Here is a 21,467-nt window from a genome sequence, read left to right on the forward strand (position 1 = left end):
AAATTTTTCGATACAAATCCCTGCTAATCCAACATCGCAGCCAACTTCATGAGTTCATCGCGTTTGTACTCATTTTTAGGTTCGTTAAAGCACTGCGCCATTTCTTCCAGCAAGTGTTGAATCACCCTTTTGTTGGACAGTGGTTTGAAATACGCCGGCGTGGATGGAACCCCAATCCTTTTAAAATAACTCTCGATATCTTTTTGCGAAAAAACCTGTCCCGACGCGGGTTCTATAAAAAATTCGATGCGTTGTGCGTCCTCCGATTCCTGCCCATAGCCGGGCCGGAAATAAGCCAACACAAATTGCTTGGGTATGCCGATGGCCCGCACAGGAATGTCGAGCATCTCGCATAAAATAAGATAGAGCACGCCGTTGCTCAATTGATTTCCCTTTTTGCTTTCCAGCACTTTTGGAATAAGAAAATCATTGAGGTGCGCCGCCGATGTTTCCGAACCTTTTAGCCCGTAATATCCATACAAAATACCTGTTACAATCCTGACCTGCTCCAGCGGTGTGAGGTAATTGTTTAACTCCAGCCAGATGTTGCGGCGAATCTTTTCCACTTCGAGCAGGGCTGATGCGGTAGTTAAATCGGGGTATTGAAATTTCGCAGCAAGCAACGAGCCTAACATTAAGTCATAATGACCGGAAAGGCTCCACTGCCGGAAATCTTCCGTCAGGTCGGTGTAATGCAGCCGGTGGATGATCATTTCAATGCGGTTCTGCACTTCTTCATCCGGCGTATTCTCCCACAGGTTTTCGAGGTTGGGAATAATGGGTTTGCCATATTCCACGATACGCTCCGAAACGGCATCAAACACTTCGTGGTCGGGGTCTTCGATCAGGTGCAGCAGGGCCGATATTTCATTGTTCTCTTCCATCAAGCAACACGCTCCTGTTTATTTCTTTTTGGTGGCCGCTTTTTTTGCAGCTGTTTTCGTCGCGACCGTTTTTGCTTTTGGTGCCGCTGATTTCGATGCCGTTTTTTTAGCAGCGGCCTTTGCAAAAGCACCCGGCACCTGCGCTTCAATCATTTTTTTGATGGCGTCCAATTCTACATCGGCCAGGTCTTCGGCGGTATATTTTTCACCGTTGGCTTTGCGATCCAGTTTCAGCATTTTTTTGCCAAAACGAATGAACGGTCCCCAACGGCCATTTTCAATCGAAATCTTTTCAGCCGCCCATTGTTTTATATAACGGTTGGCTTCTTTGTCCACTTTTTTCTCGATCAATTCGTCCACGTCGCGCTGCGACAGGTTATCGAAATTGTACGCCCTGGGAACATTTATAAAAAGATCATTCCACTTGATGAATGGTCCAAAGCGGCCCTTGCCTTTGGTTACCGGCTGGCCTTCGTAATGAGCAATTGGCGCATCGGCCTGTTGCTTTTCTGCAATCAGAGCAATGGCTTCTTCAATGGTCACATCCAGTGGATCTTTGCCTTTTGGCAATGAAATAAATTGCTCTCCAAATTTTACATAAGGCCCGAAACGACCGGCATTTACTGCCACTTCCTGCCCTTCGTAATTGCCCAGCGACAAGGGCAGTTTAAATAAGTCAAGCGCCTCATCAAGGTTGATGGTTTCAATACTTTGCTGTTGTTTCAACCGTGCAAAGCGCGGCTTTTCTTCGCTGTCGGTGGAGCCGATCTGCACCATAGGGCCATAGCGTCCCATACGGGCCACCACGGGTTTACCCGATTGCGGATCATTGCCTAAAACACGTTCGCCTTTGATGCGTTCAGCAGTTTCGATTGTTTTTTCTACATCCTTTTTAAAAGGGTTGTAAAATTCGTCGATCATGCGGTCCCAACGCATACGGCCACCGGCCACTTCGTCAAACTCATTTTCGATGCGGGCCGTGAAACCATAGTCCATGATTTCATCAAAATATTGTTTGAGGAAATCGGTCACCACAAGGCCCAGGTCGGTGGGGAATAGCTTTGATTTTTCCGCACCGGTATTTTCGGTTTCAGTCTTTTGTGTAAGGTTGTCTTTTGCCAGTGTAAGCACCCGGTACTTGCGCTGCACACCTTCTTTGTCGCGTTTTTCTACATAGCCTCTTTTAAGGATGGTAGAAATGGTAGGCGCATAAGTAGAAGGGCGGCCAATGCCCAGTTCTTCCAGCTTTTTCACCAACGATGCTTCCGTGTAGCGGGGCAGCGGACGGCTGAACCGCTCAATGGCTTTCATCTCGGTAAGCGGGAGGTTCTGGCCGGTGCGCAATGGCGGCAACACGCCTTCGGCACCTTCTTCACCATCCACAATATCTTCATCGTCTTTATCCTCCCGGTACACTTTAATGAAGCCTTCAAACTTCATTACTTCACCGGTTGCAGTGAGTTCGTTTTTATTAGTGGAAATGCCAATTTTCGCGATGGTTTTTTCCAACTCCGCATCGGCCATTTGCGACGCCATGGTACGCTTCCAAATCAACTCATACAAGCGGCGCAGCTCGGGATCATCCACCGAAGTGTGGCTCATATAAGTAGGGCGGATGGCTTCGTGTGCTTCCTGCGCCGACTCGTTTTTATTCTTGTATTTGCGGGCTTTGTAATAGCGGTCGCCAAACGAACCCTTAATGTTTTTTTGGATGTCGTCCATTGCCGTTTCGCTCAGGTTTACACTGTCTGTACGCATGTAAGTAATGTGACCGTTCTCATACAGCTTTTGCGCCAGCTGCATCGTGCGGCTCACGCTATAACCCAGTTTGCGGCTGGCTTCCTGTTGCAGTGTAGAAGTAGTAAACGGCGCAGCCGGGGAGCGGCGCGTTGGTTTTACCTGGATATCTTTTACGGTGTAATCGGCACCCTTGCAACTATTTAAAAATGCTTCGGCACCTTGCACTTCATCAAAACGGGCGCCTTCAGCTTTAAAAGAAATATTACGACCTGCAGTATCCGGCGCGGTGAAAATTGCTTCGATACGGAACGCACTTTGCACGTTAAATGCATTGATCTCCCGTTCGCGTTCCGCCACCAACCGTACCGCCACACTTTGCACCCTGCCTGCACTGAGGTTGTTTTTCATGCTCATTTTGCGCCAGAGCACGGGGCTGAGTTCGAAGCCCACAATGCGGTCGAGCACACGGCGTGCCTGCTGCGCATTTACCAGGTTCATATTTACGGTGCGGGGCTGCTCCACTGCACGCTTAATAGCCGGCTTGGTGATCTCGTGAAACACGATGCGCTTGGTACGTTCGGGGTCCAGACCAAGCACTTCGCACAGGTGCCAACTGATGGCTTCACCTTCGCGGTCCTCATCCGTTGCCAGCCAAACTTCGCCGCTTTTCTTGGCGAGGCTTTTCAGGTCGGCAACCACTTTTCTTTTTTCTTCCGGAACAATATAGCGGGGCCGGTATTGATTTTTAATATCAATACCCATATCATCTTTTTCGAGGTCGCGAATGTGACCATAGCAGCTCTTCACCTCAAAATCGCTGCCCAGTATTTTCTCAATTGTTTTGGCCTTGGCAGGCGATTCCACTATCAGCAAATTCTTGGGCATATCAGTCCTTTCTTTATTAAATATTCGCCATGCGAATAATGCAATTATAGGATAAGTAACGGAATTTTTCTTTTTGGCGTTTTTTGGCGGAGCTTGCAAATGGGGATGAATGGTCTTAATTTAACTATAGTTCTGCTCTTTGTACTTCTTCATTTTAGCCACTTAAAACTGCAATGAAACATATTCTTGCACTAACGTTTTTGTTGCTCGGTTGTTTTTGCGCCACTGCGCAAAATGAAAAACCGCCGGTGTTTTCACTGTGGGCTAAATGGGCACCATTAGCGCTGTTCGAAGCTAATTCCCCAACATTGCAACCTGGGGTGGGTTTTATAGTCAATGATCGATTTGGTGTACATGCCGAATATGGATTTCATTTTAACCCGTTTAATTGGGATAGGGCTAATCAAAAGAACGGCTTAACAACCAATCGTATTCGTACCGAGCTTCGTTATTACACAGCCAATTCAAATAATAAAAAGAAACAAAGCGCATTTTTCATTGCCATTGAAGGATTTTGGATGGAGCAAAATTACCAGTTGTTCAATGGCAAAATGTTGTTTCCAAACTCAAATCAGGAGTTGTACTACGATACTGTGTCGGTAGCACGCACAATAAAGGGCTTTAGCGTAAAAGGCGGGTATGAGATTTTTTTAGATAAACGCAAAAAGTTCTTATTCGAAACTTATGGCGGCCTAGGCTATCGCCAGCGACGATATAAGCACAGTAATATTAAACCTTCGTCGCGGCAGTCGTTCCTTCCAGTAATTGAAGAAATCAACGATCTTTTTGGCTGGACCGGAGTTGACACTAAGGAAGGCCCGAGTTCCAGCATGCATTTATCCTTCACTATCAGACTTGGATACCGCATTTTCTAAATCACTACACTTAGTATCATTTATATTTCTCCCGCAACGGAGATTCTAAATAAACTTGCGCAACCGCCTCTGCCCATTTTTTATATTCCCTTCCCGACGGATGCAATCCATCTGCTGCAACTAATGTGGAATCATTTAACGCCGCCCGAGAGCCCACCGTAATATCAACAAACACGATCTCTTGATGATCACAGATTTCATTAGCTGCATTGTTAAATAAGTCAATCTCCTGTGCAATTTGTTCCCGGTTTTGGTCTTTCGCAAAAGGCGTAGCGCCCCAATCGGGAATGGACAATACAACCACCGCGTCTTTATTGCCCCCGGCAAATTGAATGGCTTGCTGCAACAGTTCGGCAAAGTCAGTTTTATAATTTGCCAGTGGCCAGCCGCGGTATTGGTTGTTTACACCAATGAGCAGCGTCACCAGATCATAGCGTGGTAATAAGTGATGCGCCTGGATTGCCGCCATTAGTTCATCAGTAGTCCAGCCGGTAGTAGCTACAATTTCCGGCGCCGCAACGGCCCAGCCCTGCTGCCGCAACAATTGCACTAATTGGCTCGGAAACGCTTCACTTAAATGCACCGCTTCTCCGATTGTATAGGAATCGCCCAACGCCAGGTAGGTCATTGGTGTTTGCTCATTTGCAGGTGCGCTTGTATCCATCAGCGATTGAAGTTTATAAAAACGGCTTTAATAAAATTCGATAAAGCATTTACTTACAAAAATGCAACAACCGCCTTCGTAACATTGTTGTCGCGGTAAATGCGGCGATGCCCCAATCCCTCGGTCATCATAAACTGCACATGCGCATAACCTTGTCTCATCACCGGCTCCACATCAGATATCGGAGTCATGTGATCGTCGCGGTCGTGGGCCCAAAGCACCTGTGCTTTTAAATGCGGCATTACCCGCGCCACCGAAAACCATTCGGGATCGTGTCCGCTTATTTTTTTGATCAGCGCATCGAACTCGACCCGTACATCATCTTCCAGTTTTAAAAAACGGAAATAAGAATCAATGGCCGTTGTGGTTTCCGTGGCCGGCGCTATCAGCGCCACGCGGGTGTCCTCGTCATGCGGCAACTCTTCCAGCGCCATGCTCAACGACAAGCCGCCCAGCGAATGCGCCATGAACGATTGAATGGGACCGTAGGTTTGATACAGGTGCATGATGAACTCTTTATACACCTGCACATTGATCTGGCGGCCCGTGCTGCGGCCATGGCCGGGTGCATCAAACGCCAGCACTTCGTAGCCTTTGCGCAACAGCGGCCGCACATAGCGGTCGAAATTAACCACGCTGCTTTCAAACCCATGCAGGATCAACACTCTCCGAGTGCCGCCTTTTTGCCAGCGATACCCTTGGATATTGTGTTTTTGAAATGTAAAACGAATCACCTCCGCCTCGTTAAAAATGCGGGGCAACTCTTTTTTATTGCGGTGCTGTGGAGTGCAAAAAAGTTCAAATGCCTTCCGCGCTGCCTTCTTTTTGGAAAACGTGCTCCAGACGGTAAATTTTGTGCGCACCAGCTGCAATACCAGTTTTTGGGAAAAACGCATATGTATTGAAAAGATCTGCGAAGTTATAAGCGGCAGGCGGAAATGGCGACATTTCGCTGTTAAGGCGTTAGCCAAAAAAGATGCTTGGCTTATCTTGTGTTTGGTTTGTCAACCATAACGACAGCGAATTTTAATAATCGGCATTATGAATATTGTGATTATTGGAACGGGCAATACGGCATCGGTACTGGGCCGTTGTTTTAAAAACGCGGGGCATCAGATCCTGCAAATTTTCGGGCGGGATGCGCATGCCGCTTCTGAACTGGCGTATGAACTGGATACTGAAAGCACCAATTATTGGAGCGTGGTTACCAGGGATGCCGACCTATACTTATTGGCCGTTTCGGACATTGCGATAGCCGACGTGCTCAACGAACTGAGCCTACCCAATGGCACGGTGGTGCACTCTGCCGCCTCGGTTTCCAAAGATGTGCTGAACGAAGCGGCACACTATGGTGTTTTTTACCCGCTGCAAACTTTGAAAAAGGAAGCGGCCGGTTTCCCCGATATTCCCATCATCATCGACGCCAGTGATGACGCAACGCTGCGGCAACTGGAAGCGCTGGCCTACACCATTTCGAACAAAGTGGCTGTTGCGTCCGATGAACAACGCCTGAAACTGCATGTGGCAGCCGTGTTTTGCAATAATTTCGTGAACCACTTGTATGCCCTTACTGAATCGTATTGTATTAAAGAAGGATTGGATTTTTCCATGCTGCAACCGCTGATTCTGGAAACAGCAGAGCGGGTAGGGGAGTTGTCGCCGCGGGCTGCGCAAACCGGCCCGGCCATCCGCAACGACGAAAATACATTGGAAAAGCACCAGCAATTATTGCAGGCGCATCCGCACCTAGCCGCCTTTTACCAGCTTTTTACCCACAGTATTCAAAACCCGGCCTGATAAAAACGGATGCTTTGCAATACTTTTGCGGCCGAAACAACTCCTGATGTACACGATTAAGATCAATTTTGAACAAAAGGGCCTCGAGACGGTAACCCTTGAAAATGTTGAGCCCGGACAGAGCCTGTTGGAAGTGTGCCTGAAAAACGACATCGAGCTGCACCACAACTGCGGCGGTGTTTGCGCCTGCAGCACCTGCCACCTGTACGTGCAGCAGGGCGAAGATTTTGTGGAGGAACTGACCGATCGTGAAGAGGACTTTATCGACCGTGCAGTGAACCCGCGCCTCAATTCACGCCTGGGCTGCCAGTGCGTACTGCTCGAAGACAGCGGCAACATTGAAGTAACCCTTCCTGATCAAACCCAGTTTTTGGGAGAATAAATACAATTTGAAAATTACAGAATTTGAAAATTTGAAAATAGAGAGGCAGCAAGTGCTTGAGCATGGTATAGAGCTTTTTTAAATAGCATTGCTTTATCATTTTCAAATTTTCAAATTCCCAAATCAGCACATTACTACCATGGCTCATTTTGAACCGCCCATACATTGGAACGATTATGAAGACATTGCTCTGAAGCTCTATGAGAAGTTCGGCGATGATTTTTCGGAAAGCAAAATTTACCGCATCCGTTTTACCGACCTGCTGGAATGGGTACTAACGCTGCCCAACTTTACAGGCACCCGCGAAGAAAGTAATGAAGGGCACCTGGAAATGATCCAAAGCGCCTGGGTGTATGAGTGGCGCGACAACCAGAAATAAGCGTTTTTGAACTATGAGTTATGGATGATGAATTATGAATGAATACTGAAGATAGTTGACACTTATGTTGCCCATTCACCATTCACCATCCCTAACTCATAATTCCTAATTCATCATTCCCCTCCATGAACGTACTTACCCATTTTCAAAAGGTCACCACATTTGTGTTCGACATCGATGGCGTGCTCACCGATGGTACAGTGCTCCTGTTGGAAAATGGGTTGCAGGCGCGGCAGATGCATGTAAAAGATGGACTAGCGTTGCAGATGGCGCTGAAATGGGGTTACCGCGTGGTGATTCTTTCCGGCGGTTACTCCGAGCCGGTAGTGGGCCGGTTTGAAAAGCTGGGAGTACACGAAGTGCACCTGCGCATCCACGATAAAAAGGATTTTTTGGAAAATTACCTGGAGCAGAACCGACTGCATTGGGAGGAAGTTTTATTCATGGGCGACGACCTGCCCGATGTGGCCCTCCTGCAACTGGTTGGCGCATCGGCCTGCCCGGCCGATGCCGTGAGCGAAGCGAAGGCTGCCGCCAAATACATCTCGCCGGTACGCGGCGGATATGGTTGCGTGCGGGATGTGATCGAGAAAGTACTCAAGCTAAATAACCATTGGATCTTCGATACCAGTGTAACTTCACGTTAAAACGCCTGCATGAGGTTGGTTCCTGCATTTTTACGGTTGATCCGCTGGCCTAATCTCCTGTTCATCATTCTTACGCAGGTACTGTTTTATGTTTCGGTGTATGTGCCGCTGTTCCAAACCGCCGATTGGGTGCAGCTTGCATTGCTGGTGGTGGCATCGGTATTTATTGCGGCAGCCGGCTACATCATCAACGACTATTTCGATCTCAATATCGACCGCATCAACAAGCCTGATAAAAACGTGCTCAATACGGGCATCAACCGCAGGTGGGCTATTTTCTGGCACCTGTTCCTGAGTGTTGCCGGTGTCTTTTGTACCATGCTGGCCACGCGTTTCGACAAATGGTACCTGGTGCTGGCAAACGTTGCATGCGTGTTGCTGCTCTGGTTTTACTCCACCACGCTCAAGCGTAAATTGTTAGTGGGCAACATTGTTATATCAGTGCTTACTGCATGGACAGTTTTAATTCTATTTTTTCTAAAAGTTCCGTTCTCCGCCGCATTCAATAGCGACGAAACAATTTCCAAATTCTTCCGTGTATCGTTTTTATACGGCGGTTTTGCATTCATCATTTCACTCATTCGCGAAGCGGTGAAAGATATGGAAGATATGATTGGCGATGAGCGTTACGGATGCCGCACCTTGCCCATTGTTGCAGGCACAAGGGCTACAAAAGTGTATGTCGCGGTTTGGTCCGTGGTACTTATTGCGGCATTGATTGTGTTGCAACTGTACATCCTGCAATTTGGCTGGTATGCAGCCGTTGCTTTTTGTGTGGTGCTCGTCATCTATCCCTTGTTCAAATTATTTCGCCAGTTGTTTACCGTCCATTCTGCCGCCGAATACCACCAGTTGAGCAGCCTCGCCAAATGGGTGATGTTCACCGGCATCTTAACCATGATTTTTTTCCGAATTTATTTTTAATCTATGGCACCCATCATACTGGCTTCGGCATCGCCGCGCCGCAAACAATTGCTCGAATGGGCTGAAGTTCCTTTCGACATCGTCGTGGCCAATACCGATGAAACTTTTCCCGATCATTTGAGCGAATCAGAAGTGGCTGTGCACATAGCCCGGGAAAAAGCATTGGCGGTGCAGGCAAACGCAGGAGCGGAGCGGCCCATTATTGCGGCAGATACCATCGTGGTATTGGGCAACGAGATCATCGGCAAACCGCGTGACCGCCAAGATGCAGTGGATATCCTATCGCGGCTAAGCGGGCAAACCCACCGTGTAATTACCGGTGTATGCCTGTTGCATGCGGACAACACTTTTTGTTTTGCCGATACAACTGAAGTTGTGTTTCACCAATTGACAAATGAGCAACTTCAATTTTATGTAGACAAATACCAGCCCTATGACAAAGCTGGTGCTTATGCCATTCAGGAGTGGATTGGCGTGGTGGGCATCAAATCGGTGCAGGGCGATTTTTACAACGTAATGGGACTGCCCGTGAGCAGGGTCGTGCAACTGTTACAGCAGCAGGGTTTGCTACCATAGTATTTTTTGTGAACCGGCAGCACTGCATTGTTCGTCGCCTGTTGTGTCACTCACTTGAACGTCCGGTAATACTGATCGGCTTTTTCTACTGGTGCACTGCTATTTGCTCGAGCAGGGTTTCGGACTTCGTTTTACCAATAATTGATCATCACATAAAAAAGCAACACTGCTGATCCGGGATCGACACAACTTTAAAATAGCTCTTCTTAAAGTTTAAGCTTAACTACGGTTAATCACTTTTTCGTTCAACAATCTTTGCCATAACATTTCAAATCTCCAAAAGCGTTTTGTATTTTACCAGTGCGGTTGTCAAACAGCAACAACGGAAGCACTAACGTTGCCGGCAGCCCGAAACCAAAACGCCAGGGTATGACCGAAAAACTGCTGCAATTCATCTGGAAGTTCCAGTATTTCAATCGCGCCGCACTGCGCACCACTTCCAACGATCCGATCGACATTATTTTTCCCGGCCAACATAATACCGAACAGGGCCCCGACTTTCTGCAGGCCCGGGTTCGTATAGGCGCAACAAAACTTGCCGGCTCTGTTGAACTGCACCTCAAAACCTCCGACTGGGACCGGCACGGGCATAGCGGCGATGCCAATTACAACAACGTTGTGCTGCATGTGGTTTACGAGCATGATGGCCTGTCCAACCCGGAGATTCCGGTACTCGAATTGCAGTCACGCATTCATTCAATGCTTTACCAACGCTACGAAGCCCTGATGCAGTGTGCTGATTTTATTCCCTGCGGCAATGCTATTGCAACAGTGCCGCCGCTCACCATGCAGGCTTGGCTCGACCGATTACTGGCCGAACGCCTGCAGCGCAAAGCCACACAGTTACTCATGCTGCGCGACCGGAACAATGGCAGTTGGGAAGAAGCTTTTTGGCAAATGCTGGCCCGCAGTTTTGGTGCCGCTACTAATGCTGATGCATTCGAAGCCATTGCCCGGTCGGTGCCGGTAAAACTGTTGGCCAAACACAAGTCCAGCATTCATCAATTAGAGGCCATGCTCCTGGGCAGCGCCAACCTGCTGGGCCCGAAATGGCAGGACGATTATGCACAGTTGCTTTGGCGCGAATACCAGTTTTTAAAAGCAAAATACAACCTGCAACCGATCAATATGCCCGTGTATTTTTTGCGGATGCGCCCACCTAATTTTCCCACCATCCGGCTGGCGCAATTGGCAGCATTGCTGCATCGTTCCAGCCATCTGTTCTCCCGAATTATTGAAGCAAAAGCAGTTGCCGACATACAAGAAATGTTGCATGCCACAGCCAACGATTACTGGCATTATCATTATCGTTTTGATGAACAAACAGGATACCTGCCCAAAAAAATTGGGCAGGATATGTTGCATCATTTAATCATCAACGTAGTGGCCCCTGCGTTGTTTGCATTTGGTTTGCACCACAAGCAAGATCATTATACCGGAAGGGCAGTTGAGCTACTGGCAGCACTACCGCCCGAAAAAAATGCGATCATATCCGGTTTTGCAAGACTCGCCGTTAAGGCCGAACATGCAGCAGCATCGCAGGCACTCATTGAGTTAAAGAACAATTACTGTAACAACCGCCGCTGCCTGGAGTGTGCTGTGGGCAATGCTATTTTGCGCAGGGATTCGGAACCGCAACGAAGCGGGCTGTCGTTTATATAACTTTCAGACTAACGGCATAATAAAGCAGCATTATAATGCACTATTAATTTGTAGCCCGACATTTTTCTTTTTCCAGTAAATCTTCAAAACGATCACGCTTAAATAAAATAACAGAGCCGGCAAACCTATTTGCCGGCTCTGTTATTTGGTTCAACGCTAAACTCTTTGCCTTTTGCGTTGTTTTATCCAAAATGCTTAAAGGGCCAACGCTGCAAAAAGTATTTGAAATAGTGCGATTCTTTTGGTTGAAAATGCGTCTTTGAAAAAAGGTTATTTAAACCTTAGCTCCATGCGCCCCAATTCACATTCACTTCAATATCCGGGTGGATGCTTTGGGCAACAGGGCAGGTGTGGGCTGTATTTTTCAGAATGGTTTTTTCTTTGTCGCCGATTTGTTGCAGGCTTTCAGGTATGTGGAACATTATGTTGATGCCGCCCACACGGCGGGGTTCGGCCTTCATTATTTTTTCCACTTCGGTTTTGGTGCCGTCCAGTTCAATGTCCATGGTCCGTGCTTTGATACCCATAACAGTGAGCATGCAAGTAGCCAGCGAAGTAGCCATCAGGTCGGTTGGCGAAAAGCGTTCGCCCTTGCCATGGTTGTCGGTTGGGGCATCGGTTTCAATAGAAGAATGCGACTGAAGATGCGTGCAGGTAGTACGGAGACCGCCTACATAAACTACAACAGAGGTCATAATTTTTCGCCTAAATTTACGTTTAACTACCAACATGTTTTCAGTGAAGCAATTTTTAGCAATCGCAATACTTCTGTGCAGCACTACCGTGCTGATGGCACAGGACCGCGGCGGCCGGCGCGAAGACCGCCAGACCCGCAAAGAAGAAAAACGCCAGCGCACCAACGCCATGATCCGGCAGGAAGAAGAAGGCGTGCTTTCATACAACAAACACAATGCGTTTGGCCTGCAGCTGCGCAGCAATGGTTACGGCTTTTTTTACGAGCGGGGCAAAATGACCTCGCCACGCTGGGCTAATATTTATGGCTTCGAGTTTACCGAGGTCATGCACCCAAAAGAAGAGCGGTCGTCCAGCGCACAGGGCTTTTTGCTGGGCAACTCGTTTAAGTATGGTAAAATGAACAATTTTTACCAGGCAAAACTGGGTTATGGTCGCCAGTATATTTTTGGACAAAAAGGAAATAAAAACGGTGTTGCGGTCATCGGCACTGCCATGGGCGGCCTTTCGATGGGGCTGCTGAAACCTTATTACCTGCAGGTAAACGACCAGGGTGCCGACCGCGAAATCAAGTACACGCCGCAGGACAGTGCATTGTTTTTATCAAACAGCATTCTGGGTTCGGCTGGGTTTACCAAAGGCTGGAGCGAAGTAAAGCTGCGTCCGGGCCTTTTTGCAAAAGCCAGTTTACGTTTTGATTTTGGGTCCTATAACGAATCTATTTCGGCGCTGGAGATCGGCTTTTCAGCCGAAGGTTATGCCAAGGAAATTGAACAAATGATCGCCGTAGAACCGCGCCGCACTTTTTTACAGGTGCATGTGGCGATGGTATTTGGTAACCGTAAGTAGCCCATAATAAACGAAAAAATTTAGAGGACCAGACCGGTCCTTTTTTTATGCACCGAAGCTTAACATTTAGGCCGGAAACCGAAGTTTTTGGAAAGGTTACGAATTGTAACTTTGCAGGCATCCCGGCGGATAAAGTGGTTGCATTTGTGATCAATTGTTTCAGTGCATTTGTTAGGATCAAGTGGTTTGCAAGCAACACTTTATTCGGCCGTTAAATGAAAAGAACATGATTGAACTTCCGGTAGTGGCGGCACAGCCGCAGGAATCGAAAATAAAAAAGCCCGATTGGCTGCGGGTAAAGCTGCCCATCGGCGAAAGCTATAAAAATGTCCGCGGGCTTGTGGACCAGCATAAGCTGCACACCATTTGCGAAAGCGGCAACTGCCCAAACATGGGCGAATGCTGGGGGGAAGGCACCGCCACATTTATGATTTTGGGTAATGTGTGCACCCGCAGTTGCGGCTTTTGCGCTGTGGCCACTGGCCGGCCCGAGCCTGTAGATTTCGACGAGCCACAACGCGTGGCTGAAGCCATTTACCTGATGAAGGTGAAACATGCCGTGATCACCTCCGTTGACCGCGATGAACTGAAAGATGGTGGCGCTTCCATTTGGCACAACACCATCAAGGCTGTCAAGGCGCTCAATCCCAATACAACATTGGAAACCCTAATCCCCGATTTTAAGGGAAAAAAGGAAGACATTCAACAGGTGATCGATGCGGCGCCGGAAGTGGTATCGCACAATATTGAAACGGTAGAAAGGCTTACCCGCCAGGTGCGCATCCAGGCAAAATACTGGCGCAGCATGGATGTAATTTCAACGCTCAAAGCCGGTGGCATGCGTACCAAAAGCGGCATCATGCTGGGATTGGGCGAGGAGCGGGAAGAAGTGTTTCAAACCCTGCGCGACCTGCACCAGGCCGGTTGCGATGTGGTAACGATCGGCCAATACCTGCAGCCTACAAAAAGGCATCTGCCGGTACATCGTTTTGTGCCGCCAGCGGAGTTTGCCGAGTACCGCGAGTTTGGTTACAGTATTGGTCTTGATTACGTGGAGAGTGGCCCGTTGGTGCGTTCTTCGTACCACAGCGACCGACATGTAATTGCCGGTTATGGTCGGGCCAAATGGGAAGCAGAAAAAGCTACGATGATCGCATAAAAAGGAGCACTGGTTTTTACCGGTGCTTTTTTTATGTTTCACAAAACGAAGTCATTTTATCTAGATGATCACTTGCGGTACCACATAACGTCTAGTCCTTGGCGAATGGTTTGTAAACGCAATTTTAGTTGAAAGAGCCTGCGCCAAGTTTTCTAAAAAAAAGGCCATTGCACTATGGCTTTCACTGTACCGTTCCCGATTTTCATCAGGTTTTAACTACTTCCTGCTGCTTATCTTTAAAGTAATAGCACCTGTCTATTCAGGCGTTTGCAAACATTCCTTTACGCTATGATTGCACAATAGCCAATTTGCCATCACCCTCAAAAAAACCGCCTATGGACTTACATCCGGCAATAAGCTTTTTTGGTGGCCTGGTGATTATTTTGCTGGGCGCCGAGTTGGTGTTGCGGGGTGCCACAAGGTTTGCGGCAATGCTCGGCATCAATCCCATCATCATCGGCCTTACCATTGTTTCTGTGGGCACCAGCATGCCTGAACTGGCCATTGGCATCACAGCAGTAACCGATGGTTTTGGCACACTTGCCGTGGGTAACATTGCCGGAACCAATATTGTAAATATTTTGCTGATACTCGGGTTGAGTGCGGCCATCAAGCCCTTACCGTTGCAACTTATGAGCATCAGGCTCGATGTTCCGGTAATGATCGTTTCGGCGGTTGCTTTAGTGGTAATGGCAGCCGACGGTGTGCTCAGCCGGCGCGAAGGCGCAATCTTGTTGCTCGGTGCCGTTGCCTATCTTATTAAACTAATCCAGATCAGCCGCAAGGAAACGGCTGCCGTTAAAAAAGAGTTTGCAGCCGATTTTGGCAAGCAGGCGTTACATGTGCAAAAAAGCACACCACGCTTAATGTTTTTGATCATGCTGGTAACGGGGATTGGCTTGTCGGTACTTGGTGCTCATTTGTTAGTAGCCGGTGCGGTAAACATTGCGTTGTCTCTGGGCATTTCAGAGTCGGTGGTTGGGCTTACCATTGTTGCCATCGGTACGTCAGCGCCCGAGTTGGCTACCACTGTTGTTGGCACCATCAAAAACGACCGCGATGTGGCTGTCGGCAATCTTATTGGCAGCAGCAGCACCAATATATTGGTCATCCTTGGTCTTACCTGTATTGCTGCACCCAATGGTGTGCAGGTAAGCAACGATGTTTTGTGGTTTGACCTGCCCCTGGCCGCGGCCGTTGCCATTGCCTGCTACCCGGTGTTTCGAAGTGACCGGATGGTGTCGCAAAAAGAAGGACTGGTGTTTGTTTTGATTTACTTGTTGTACCTGAGCACACTGTTGTTGCTGCGTACCTGAACAGAATTACCTATTAAGCTGAAATTGAAATTTTAGCAAGCAAACTGTATAATGTATGGGCAGGAATTTGCAACCGATGATAGCAAAAACCAAGACAGTCTATCGCTCAACTTAATGGCTCAAAAATCATAGGCTATGGAAAAACGTTTTATTGTACTGGTGGATTTTTCTGATTATTCTGCCGGACTGGTGCGGTTCGCTGCTGATTGGAGCACAAAGGTCAAAGCAAGCATTGTGCTGGTGCATCAAACCATTGTGCTGGCACCCGGCATGCTCGATAACGAAACCAAGCAACAGTTTGCCGATGATGACAATAACAACGCATTGCACCAACTAAGAAAGCTGGCAGATGCATTTGTACCACCAACAGTAAAAGTTTCTTACAGTGTTTCGGAAAGTCATTTGGAAAATACGTTGAACGAGTTACTCGCGGAGCCATTCAATCACCTGATTTTTACCGGCATCAAAGGAACAGGATTACTCAAAAAAATATTCCTTGGCAGCGTGGCATTACAGGTCATTGAAAACATCAACAACGTGGTTGTGGCTATACCAAAAGGCGTCAGCAGTTTTGAGCACACCCGGGCTTATATCGCCGTTTCCGAAGACCACCCGCTCAATTATTTTGAACTGAATAAGTTTTTGGGGTTTGTCGGCAGTCGCATCATGCAACTTACGTTTTTTCACCTGGCCCAACCGGCTGATCAAAAGGCGGAAATAGAAGAAAGCCTGGCAAAAGTAGCGGCGCTTTTTGCAGACCGTTTTCAAACTGAAGTGGCCGTTTACGAAGAAGCCGATGCAATTGAGGGCATCAAAAATATAATCAGTAACAAGCATGAAGAAATGCTGGTCGTGCAGCGTGGTTCGCGGCTATTGACCGACCAGCTTTTCCGCAGGTTATTGATCAACGAGCTGGTATACGAAGGACAAACGCCATTGGTTGTCATTCCATAAAAAGCGGTACAAATTTTTGCTCCTTATTTTACTGCTAATTAAGCCACCACTGCAGCTTTCCGGTATTTGTGGCGGTAAGCAAAGGGCGACATGCCGGTGACTTTTTTAAACACATCCCTGAACGCTTTATTATCGGTGTAACCCACTTCGTACATAGCTTCCGCTACATTTTTGCGGCTTGATTCCAGTGCCTTTTTAGCAGCTTCCATTTTTACCCGCTGAATATATTCGGCCACAGTATTGGCCGTTGCTTTTTTAAAGCGCCGCTCAAATGTGCGGCGGCCCACGCCCAGTTTATCGGCCAGGCTTTCCACGCTGATCTTTTCATCGAGGTGTTGTTCAATATAAGCCTGTGCCTGTAGTACCGCCGCATCGTCGTGGGCTTTTTGCCCGCTGAACATAATAAACGGCGACTGGCTGCTGCGGTCGATATCGATCATAAACGTTTTGGCGGTGCGGATGGCTATTTCCCGTCCGGCAAATTTTTCTACGAGGTAAATGAGGAGGTTGGTAAATGAGTAGGCGCCGCCACTGGTATAAATGCCGTCCGATTCAGTAAGTATGCGGTCGTCGAGCAGGTGCGCCTGCGGAAACATTTTGCGAAATTCATTTGCATAAAACCAATGGGTAGCGCATTGCCTGCCATCGAGCAGTCCGGTGGACGCCAGCAAGAAAGTGCCGATGCAAAACGCCACGATTTCCGCACCTGCCTTGTATTGCTGCACCAGCCATGGAATGATCGCACTATTCTGCTGCAGCGCTTCGGGCAGCGGGCCCATCACAGCAGGTAAAATGATCAGATCGGTGCGCACCACATCCTCCAGGAGCACGTCGGGGTGGATGGTAAACAATCCGCTCGTTTGCGTAGTATTTGGCGCAATGCCCACCAGTTGAATATCGAACAGTGGCGGCTCACCGGCTTGCTCCAACAATTGGTTTACCCAAGATAAAACCTGGTGCGAACCTTCAACATTGACCAGGCTGAAATGCCCCTGCGGCACTACTATGGAAACATGCTTCATTTCACCAAGTTAACGCAAAACAGTGTCGGAATCAACCCTCGAAAATGTCGTTTTTGCACACCACTGTGCCGGAATATGGAGGCTAAGTTTGTATGGACAAATCCAAACGATCAGGCCAACCAAAATTTTTGAACCTGCTCGGCCGCTGCTAACACACTTTTTTTCTAAACCTCAAACCCAAATTGCAACGATATGAACCAGATCACCCCTTACCTCAATTTCAACGGCCGGTGCCGCGAAGCGTTTGCTTTTTATGCGCATTGCCTGGGCGCCACAACGGAAATCCAAACAGTGGCGGAATCGCCAATTGCCGAACAGTTTCCCGACAGCATGCAGGACCAAGTGGTGCATGCCGTGCTAACCGGCAAAAACGGAATACTCCTGATGGGCTCCGATATGTGCTGCCCGGAAGGCTGGATAGCAGGAAACAATTTCTCGCTATCCTACAGTTGTACTGAAGACGAGATCCACCAGTTGTTTGAACAATTATCAGAAGGCGGATCAGTTACCGAGCCGGTGCAGCGTCAGTTTTGGGGCGACCTGTTTGGCAACCTGAAAGATAAATTTGGTGTTCGCTGGGCGTTGAATGCTGCAGCAAACGCAAGCAAGCCAAAATTTGAAACCATGCATTTCTCGGTGCAGATCAGTGCACCGCGGGAAAAAGTTTGGGAAGTACTGTTGGAAGACCATTACTACCGGCAATGGACAGCCGCTTTTCACCCGGGCTCGTTTGCCGAAGGAGATTGGAGCGAAGGAGGCACCGTATATTTTAAAACGCCCGAAGGCGACGGAATGGTGAGCAAGGTATTGGCGCACCAACCTGGAACGATCATTTCATTTGTCCATGAAAGCGTTCTGCACAATAATGAAGAAGTGCCAGACCACCCGCAATCGGAGCGGTGGCGCGGCGCAAGGGAGATTTACCGTGCCGAAAATAATGGTGATGGCACACAACTTAGCATTGAAGTGGATGTGATCGACGAATACAAAAAGCATATGGAAAGTTCCTGGCAAAAAGCACTGCAGATCGTCCGGTCGCTGGCTGAAACTGCAGCAGTTCCTGCTTAATAAAACAAGTATGGCATTTAGTAAAAATGATTCTGCAAAGGTGATTCCAGATCAGCGGTGATCGATTTTTCGTCGGCCTCATTGATTAGGAATGAAAAAGCATTTGCAGTTATAAAAAACTCCGGCAGCACTTTGCTCCGGAGTTTTTTTATATACAAATTAAAACCGTTTTAGTTTTCCCAGACCAGTGCGCTGGCGCCCAGGATCGCGGCGTCGGCTTCGGCCAGTTCGGAAAAGAGGAGTTGAACTTTGTTTTGGAATATCGGCAACAGGTTGCGCTCCATATGTTCGCGGGTAGGCTTCAATAATAGGTCGCCGGCCTTGATAACGCCGCCAAACAAAATGATGGCTTGCGGCGACGAGAACATAATAAAATTAGCCAAAGCCTCACCCAATATTTGCCCGGTAAATCGGTATGCTTCCTGAGCCAGTTCATCACCGGCCATGGCACATTCATACACGATTTTTGAGTTTAGTTCTTCGCCGCTGTATTGGCGCATGCTGCTTTCTTTCGGGCTTTTTTCCAGCAGCTCTTTTGCGGTCAGCACAATGCCGGTAGCGGATGCATAGGCTTCCAAGGACCCGTCCAAATCGGTGGACCAGTGTGGCCTGCCGCCGGGGCGAATAACAGTGTGGCCGAGCTCTCCTGCAAAACCATCGTGCCCATAGATAAGGTGGCCATTGGCAACAATACCGCTGCCTACGCCAGTACCCAATGTGATCATGATAAAATCTTTCATACCACGGGCTGCGCCATACATCATTTCGCCAACCGCAGCAGCATTAGCGTCGTTGGTGAGCCAACAAGGAAGATTGAACTTATCAGTCACCAGTTGTGCCAGCGGCACAATATCACGCCAGTGCAGGTTAGGTGCATAATCGATGGTGCCGGTGTAATAGTTGCCGTTGGGTGCGCCCACACCAATGCCTTTAATGTTGTCAAAACCCACATCATCGATGGCAGGTTTCAGGGCATTGTACAAGGCTTCAACAAAGTCGGAAACCTGTTCGTATTTATTGGTGGGCAGATCGCCCTTGTGGGTGATTTCGCCTCGGTGGTTTACCAAACCATATTTGGTATTGGTGCCGCCAATGTCTACACCAAATGCAAACTTCTGGGTGCTGTCAGCCATTCTGATTATTTATGTTTTGCAATTAATGAACTTATTTATCTACAATATTAGTGTGCACCGGAAACCTGTTGGTCCACATCCAGTCCTTGCGCCTTCAGCACCGATCTTGTTTTAATGGTATGCCAGGCCAGGTAAGCAAAGCAAAGCAGGGGCACAATGTATGACAAGTGTGTGTAGGGGCCGGTGGTGATGCCTTCTGCATTGGCAGTAACAGCGTCGAGGTCGATGATGGCGCCCTGTGCCGGTGGAATAATGGCACCGCCAAGGATCATTGTAATAAGAAATGCCGATGCCTGGCTGGTGTATTTGCCCAGGCCAGTGATGGCTAGTGCAAAAATGCAGGGCCACATTACGCTGCAGCACAGGCCAGTGGCAATGATGCAGTAGTTGGCAACCATACCGGTAGATAACAGCGAAACCAATATAAATAGTGCACCCAATACCGACACCGACAACAACAAAGTGATGGGCCGTTCCTGTGCATACAGGTTAGCAGCGATCAGGAACACAATAAAAATGGGGTAGTACTTGTAATCGCCGATAGGGCTGCCTTTTACAATATTTGCCAATACGATAACGGCAAACGCAATAAACGGCACTACGATTGTCAGTGTCTTCTTTGTTTGTTTGGAAACGTTGAACACCGAGATGGCACCGGTCCAGCGGCCGATCATCAAACTACCCCAGTACAAGGCAATAAGGTGCGACATTTCGCTTTCATCAAAACCGCCAAACTCAGGGCGTTTCAGCAGGGCGCCAAAATTGTTGTCCACCGTTACTTCCACACCCACATACACAAAAATGGCGATCATGCCCAACACCAATTGCGGGTACGACATAGCGCCCCAACCGCTTGGGTTGCGTTTTGCCAACAACATCGAGCCAAAAAGGAGGCCGAGGATAACAAGCAGGCTGCCGATGATGATGTATGACTTCTGGATGCCTGTATTTTCTTTGATCGATTCGGCAAACAACACCGGCAAAAACACCAGCCCGATCAACACCAGCACCTGCAAGGCTTTGGGGCTGCGCTCCAGCTTTTCGTTGGAAGTTGTTTTGGGCAGTTTTGCTAGGCTAAATACAATGGCTGCAAAAATGAACAGGCCGGCGAGGAAAAAATAAAGCGTTTGAATGGAGCTTACATCGGCTTCGGTGCCGGTGCTATTGGCTGCGCCAAAAAGCAGGAACGAAACAATCAATGGTCCCAGCAGGGTTCCAAACGAGTTAACGCCACCGGCCATGTTGAGGCGGTGCGCACCGGTTTCAGGCGATCCAAGCGAAGCGGCAAATGGTTGTGCAGAGGTTTGTTGTAGCGAAAAGCCAAGTGCTATAATAAAAAAAGCCACGAGGATCATCGGGAACGTGGCATTGCCCGAACCCGAAATATAAGCCAGTGCAATAGCGCCCACCATTGAAATAAGCAGGCCGTAAATGATTCCTTTTTTATAGCCGATCTTATTTAAGATATCAGTGCCCGAAAGATAGGAGGCAAGGTACAGCGCCAGCGAACCATAAAAATAAGCACCGTAAAATGCAGAGCCGATCAGTTGCGATTGGATCTGGTCGAGGTTGAAATATTCTTTACAAAACGGGATGAAGATGGAATTGGACGCCGCAACAAAACCCCAGAAAAAGAACACCGAGATCAATACACCAAACTGGCTCCAGTTGGTTTGCCCCGTTGCCGCCGATGCTGTGGCACCCTCCGAATTGTCAAAATCAAGGTCAACCGCGCCGTGCGGGTTAACGTGTTCATTAGCATCAGCTTTTGATTGTTGCGACATAGTATTGTTTTTTGCAAAAGGCTCTAAAATTCCGTCAAAGTAAAGAGAAATTGTTCACGAAAAAACTAACTTGA

21 protein-coding genes are annotated in these 21,467 nt (G+C 48.2%); 13 read left to right on the forward strand and 8 right to left on the reverse strand.

Annotation, left to right across the window (positions count from 1 at the left end):
• Positions 1 to 23: 23 nt before the first annotated feature.
• Positions 24 to 884, reverse strand: coding sequence for a transglutaminase family protein (locus tag EPD17_RS11865; RefSeq protein ID WP_132054459.1), 861 nt, complete (start codon positions 882 to 884; stop codon positions 24 to 26).
• Between the two features lie 18 nt (positions 885 to 902).
• On the reverse strand, positions 903 to 3,509 hold the full coding sequence (gene topA, locus EPD17_RS11870; RefSeq protein ID WP_132054461.1) for a type I DNA topoisomerase: 2,607 nt from the start codon (positions 3,507 to 3,509) through the stop codon (positions 903 to 905).
• A gap of 173 nt (positions 3,510 to 3,682) precedes the next feature.
• On the opposite strand from topA, the gene EPD17_RS11875 reads away from it, so the two are divergent.
• A complete protein-coding gene (locus EPD17_RS11875; protein ID WP_132054463.1) occupies positions 3,683 to 4,384 on the forward strand; it encodes a hypothetical protein in 702 nt (233 codons plus the stop codon).
• Between the two features lie 16 nt (positions 4,385 to 4,400).
• Here EPD17_RS11875 and EPD17_RS11880 read toward each other — a convergent pair whose 3' ends face one another.
• Both EPD17_RS11880 and EPD17_RS11885 read right to left on the reverse strand, forming a co-directional pair.
• Positions 4,401 to 5,048, reverse strand: coding sequence for an SGNH/GDSL hydrolase family protein (locus EPD17_RS11880; protein ID WP_132054465.1), 648 nt, complete (start codon positions 5,046 to 5,048; stop codon positions 4,401 to 4,403).
• Positions 5,049 to 5,101: 53 nt separating this feature from the next.
• Positions 5,102 to 5,944, reverse strand: a complete 843-nt coding sequence (locus tag EPD17_RS11885; protein WP_132054467.1) for an alpha/beta hydrolase — start codon at positions 5,942 to 5,944, stop codon at positions 5,102 to 5,104.
• 145 nt (positions 5,945 to 6,089) lie between these two features.
• On the opposite strand from EPD17_RS11885, the gene EPD17_RS11890 reads away from it, so the two are divergent.
• The 7 genes from EPD17_RS11890 (at position 6,090) to EPD17_RS11920 (ending at position 11,415) form a co-directional block, all read left to right on the forward strand.
• Entirely contained in the window at positions 6,090 to 6,845 is a 756-nt protein-coding gene (locus EPD17_RS11890) for a Rossmann-like and DUF2520 domain-containing protein (protein WP_132054469.1), read from the forward strand.
• Positions 6,846 to 6,891: 46 nt separating this feature from the next.
• Positions 6,892 to 7,227 carry a 2Fe-2S iron-sulfur cluster-binding protein gene (locus EPD17_RS11895; RefSeq protein WP_114234098.1) on the forward strand — a complete coding sequence of 112 codons (336 nt, stop codon included), beginning with the start codon at positions 6,892 to 6,894 and terminating at the stop codon, positions 7,225 to 7,227.
• A gap of 139 nt (positions 7,228 to 7,366) precedes the next feature.
• A complete protein-coding gene (iscX, locus tag EPD17_RS11900) occupies positions 7,367 to 7,606 on the forward strand; it encodes a Fe-S cluster assembly protein IscX (RefSeq protein ID WP_114234097.1) in 240 nt (79 codons plus the stop codon).
• Positions 7,607 to 7,731: 125 nt separating this feature from the next.
• On the forward strand, positions 7,732 to 8,253 hold the full coding sequence (locus EPD17_RS11905; RefSeq protein ID WP_132054471.1) for a KdsC family phosphatase: 522 nt from the start codon (positions 7,732 to 7,734) through the stop codon (positions 8,251 to 8,253).
• 9 nt (positions 8,254 to 8,262) lie between these two features.
• Positions 8,263 to 9,177 (forward strand): geranylgeranylglycerol-phosphate geranylgeranyltransferase, encoded by a 915-nt coding sequence (locus tag EPD17_RS11910; protein ID WP_132054473.1) that lies wholly within the window; start codon positions 8,263 to 8,265, stop codon positions 9,175 to 9,177.
• Positions 9,178 to 9,180: 3 nt separating this feature from the next.
• Positions 9,181 to 9,753, forward strand: coding sequence for a Maf family nucleotide pyrophosphatase (locus EPD17_RS11915; RefSeq protein WP_132054475.1), 573 nt, complete (start codon positions 9,181 to 9,183; stop codon positions 9,751 to 9,753).
• A gap of 369 nt (positions 9,754 to 10,122) precedes the next feature.
• Entirely contained in the window at positions 10,123 to 11,415 is a 1,293-nt protein-coding gene (locus tag EPD17_RS11920) for a DUF2851 family protein (protein WP_132054477.1), read from the forward strand.
• Positions 11,416 to 11,696: 281 nt separating this feature from the next.
• On the opposite strand, the gene EPD17_RS11925 is transcribed toward EPD17_RS11920, so the two are convergent.
• Complete coding sequence (locus EPD17_RS11925; RefSeq protein WP_132054479.1) at positions 11,697 to 12,110, reverse strand: OsmC family protein; 414 nt, start codon at positions 12,108 to 12,110, stop codon at positions 11,697 to 11,699.
• A gap of 43 nt (positions 12,111 to 12,153) precedes the next feature.
• Between EPD17_RS11925 and EPD17_RS11930 the strand changes: the two genes are divergently transcribed.
• The 4 genes from EPD17_RS11930 (at position 12,154) to EPD17_RS11945 (ending at position 16,386) form a co-directional block, all read left to right on the forward strand.
• Entirely contained in the window at positions 12,154 to 12,957 is an 804-nt protein-coding gene (locus EPD17_RS11930; protein WP_132054481.1) for a hypothetical protein, read from the forward strand.
• Between the two features lie 226 nt (positions 12,958 to 13,183).
• Complete coding sequence (lipA, locus tag EPD17_RS11935; RefSeq protein WP_114234092.1) at positions 13,184 to 14,116, forward strand: lipoyl synthase; 933 nt, start codon at positions 13,184 to 13,186, stop codon at positions 14,114 to 14,116.
• Positions 14,117 to 14,451: 335 nt separating this feature from the next.
• On the forward strand, positions 14,452 to 15,432 hold the full coding sequence (locus EPD17_RS11940; RefSeq protein ID WP_132054483.1) for a calcium/sodium antiporter: 981 nt from the start codon (positions 14,452 to 14,454) through the stop codon (positions 15,430 to 15,432).
• A gap of 135 nt (positions 15,433 to 15,567) precedes the next feature.
• On the forward strand, positions 15,568 to 16,386 hold the full coding sequence (locus tag EPD17_RS11945; RefSeq protein WP_132054485.1) for a universal stress protein: 819 nt from the start codon (positions 15,568 to 15,570) through the stop codon (positions 16,384 to 16,386).
• Positions 16,387 to 16,424: 38 nt separating this feature from the next.
• On the opposite strand, the gene EPD17_RS11950 is transcribed toward EPD17_RS11945, so the two are convergent.
• Positions 16,425 to 17,408 (reverse strand): GlxA family transcriptional regulator, encoded by a 984-nt coding sequence (locus tag EPD17_RS11950; protein ID WP_132054487.1) that lies wholly within the window; start codon positions 17,406 to 17,408, stop codon positions 16,425 to 16,427.
• A gap of 192 nt (positions 17,409 to 17,600) precedes the next feature.
• Here EPD17_RS11950 and EPD17_RS11955 point away from each other — a divergent pair, with 192 nt between their 5' ends.
• Entirely contained in the window at positions 17,601 to 18,476 is an 876-nt protein-coding gene (locus EPD17_RS11955; RefSeq protein WP_132054489.1) for a VOC family protein, read from the forward strand.
• A 170-nt stretch (positions 18,477 to 18,646) separates the two neighbouring features.
• On the opposite strand, the gene EPD17_RS11960 is transcribed toward EPD17_RS11955, so the two are convergent.
• Both EPD17_RS11960 and EPD17_RS11965 read right to left on the reverse strand, forming a co-directional pair.
• Positions 18,647 to 19,609, reverse strand: coding sequence for an ROK family protein (locus EPD17_RS11960; RefSeq protein WP_204743143.1), 963 nt, complete (start codon positions 19,607 to 19,609; stop codon positions 18,647 to 18,649).
• A 47-nt stretch (positions 19,610 to 19,656) separates the two neighbouring features.
• Positions 19,657 to 21,393 (reverse strand): MFS transporter, encoded by a 1,737-nt coding sequence (locus EPD17_RS11965; protein WP_240040602.1) that lies wholly within the window; start codon positions 21,391 to 21,393, stop codon positions 19,657 to 19,659.
• Positions 21,394 to 21,467: the final 74 nt, after the last annotated feature.

Origin of the sequence: Pseudocnuella soli (assembly GCF_004347775.1) — a bacterium.
Lineage (GTDB): Bacteria > Bacteroidota > Bacteroidia > Chitinophagales > Chitinophagaceae > Flavisolibacter > Flavisolibacter aquaticus.

Excerpts from the sequence above, each read along its gene's own strand:
- EPD17_RS11950 (WP_132054487.1), bottom strand. The coding sequence starts at position 17,408 with ATGAAGCATGTTTCCATAGTAGTGCCGCAGGGGCATTTCAGCCTGGTC.
- EPD17_RS11875 (WP_132054463.1), top strand. The coding sequence starts at position 3,683 with ATGAAACATATTCTTGCACTAACGTTTTTGTTGCTCGGTTGTTTTTGC.
- EPD17_RS11885 (WP_132054467.1), bottom strand. The coding sequence starts at position 5,944 with ATGCGTTTTTCCCAAAAACTGGTATTGCAGCTGGTGCGCACAAAATTT.
- EPD17_RS11960 (WP_204743143.1), bottom strand. The coding sequence starts at position 19,609 with ATGGCTGACAGCACCCAGAAGTTTGCATTTGGTGTAGACATTGGCGGC.
- lipA (WP_114234092.1), top strand. The coding sequence starts at position 13,184 with ATGATTGAACTTCCGGTAGTGGCGGCACAGCCGCAGGAATCGAAAATA.
- EPD17_RS11925 (WP_132054479.1), bottom strand. The coding sequence starts at position 12,110 with ATGACCTCTGTTGTAGTTTATGTAGGCGGTCTCCGTACTACCTGCACG.
- EPD17_RS11915 (WP_132054475.1), top strand. The coding sequence starts at position 9,181 with ATGGCACCCATCATACTGGCTTCGGCATCGCCGCGCCGCAAACAATTG.
- EPD17_RS11940 (WP_132054483.1), top strand. The coding sequence starts at position 14,452 with ATGGACTTACATCCGGCAATAAGCTTTTTTGGTGGCCTGGTGATTATT.
- EPD17_RS11920 (WP_132054477.1), top strand. The coding sequence starts at position 10,123 with ATGACCGAAAAACTGCTGCAATTCATCTGGAAGTTCCAGTATTTCAAT.
- topA (WP_132054461.1), bottom strand. The coding sequence starts at position 3,509 with ATGCCCAAGAATTTGCTGATAGTGGAATCGCCTGCCAAGGCCAAAACA.
- EPD17_RS11965 (WP_240040602.1), bottom strand. The coding sequence starts at position 21,393 with ATGTCGCAACAATCAAAAGCTGATGCTAATGAACACGTTAACCCGCAC.
- EPD17_RS11955 (WP_132054489.1), top strand. The coding sequence starts at position 17,601 with ATGAACCAGATCACCCCTTACCTCAATTTCAACGGCCGGTGCCGCGAA.
- EPD17_RS11890 (WP_132054469.1), top strand. The coding sequence starts at position 6,090 with ATGAATATTGTGATTATTGGAACGGGCAATACGGCATCGGTACTGGGC.
- EPD17_RS11880 (WP_132054465.1), bottom strand. The coding sequence starts at position 5,048 with ATGGATACAAGCGCACCTGCAAATGAGCAAACACCAATGACCTACCTG.
- EPD17_RS11945 (WP_132054485.1), top strand. The coding sequence starts at position 15,568 with ATGGAAAAACGTTTTATTGTACTGGTGGATTTTTCTGATTATTCTGCC.
- iscX (WP_114234097.1), top strand. The coding sequence starts at position 7,367 with ATGGCTCATTTTGAACCGCCCATACATTGGAACGATTATGAAGACATT.
- EPD17_RS11905 (WP_132054471.1), top strand. The coding sequence starts at position 7,732 with ATGAACGTACTTACCCATTTTCAAAAGGTCACCACATTTGTGTTCGAC.
- EPD17_RS11865 (WP_132054459.1), bottom strand. The coding sequence starts at position 884 with ATGGAAGAGAACAATGAAATATCGGCCCTGCTGCACCTGATCGAAGAC.
- EPD17_RS11910 (WP_132054473.1), top strand. The coding sequence starts at position 8,263 with ATGAGGTTGGTTCCTGCATTTTTACGGTTGATCCGCTGGCCTAATCTC.
- EPD17_RS11895 (WP_114234098.1), top strand. The coding sequence starts at position 6,892 with ATGTACACGATTAAGATCAATTTTGAACAAAAGGGCCTCGAGACGGTA.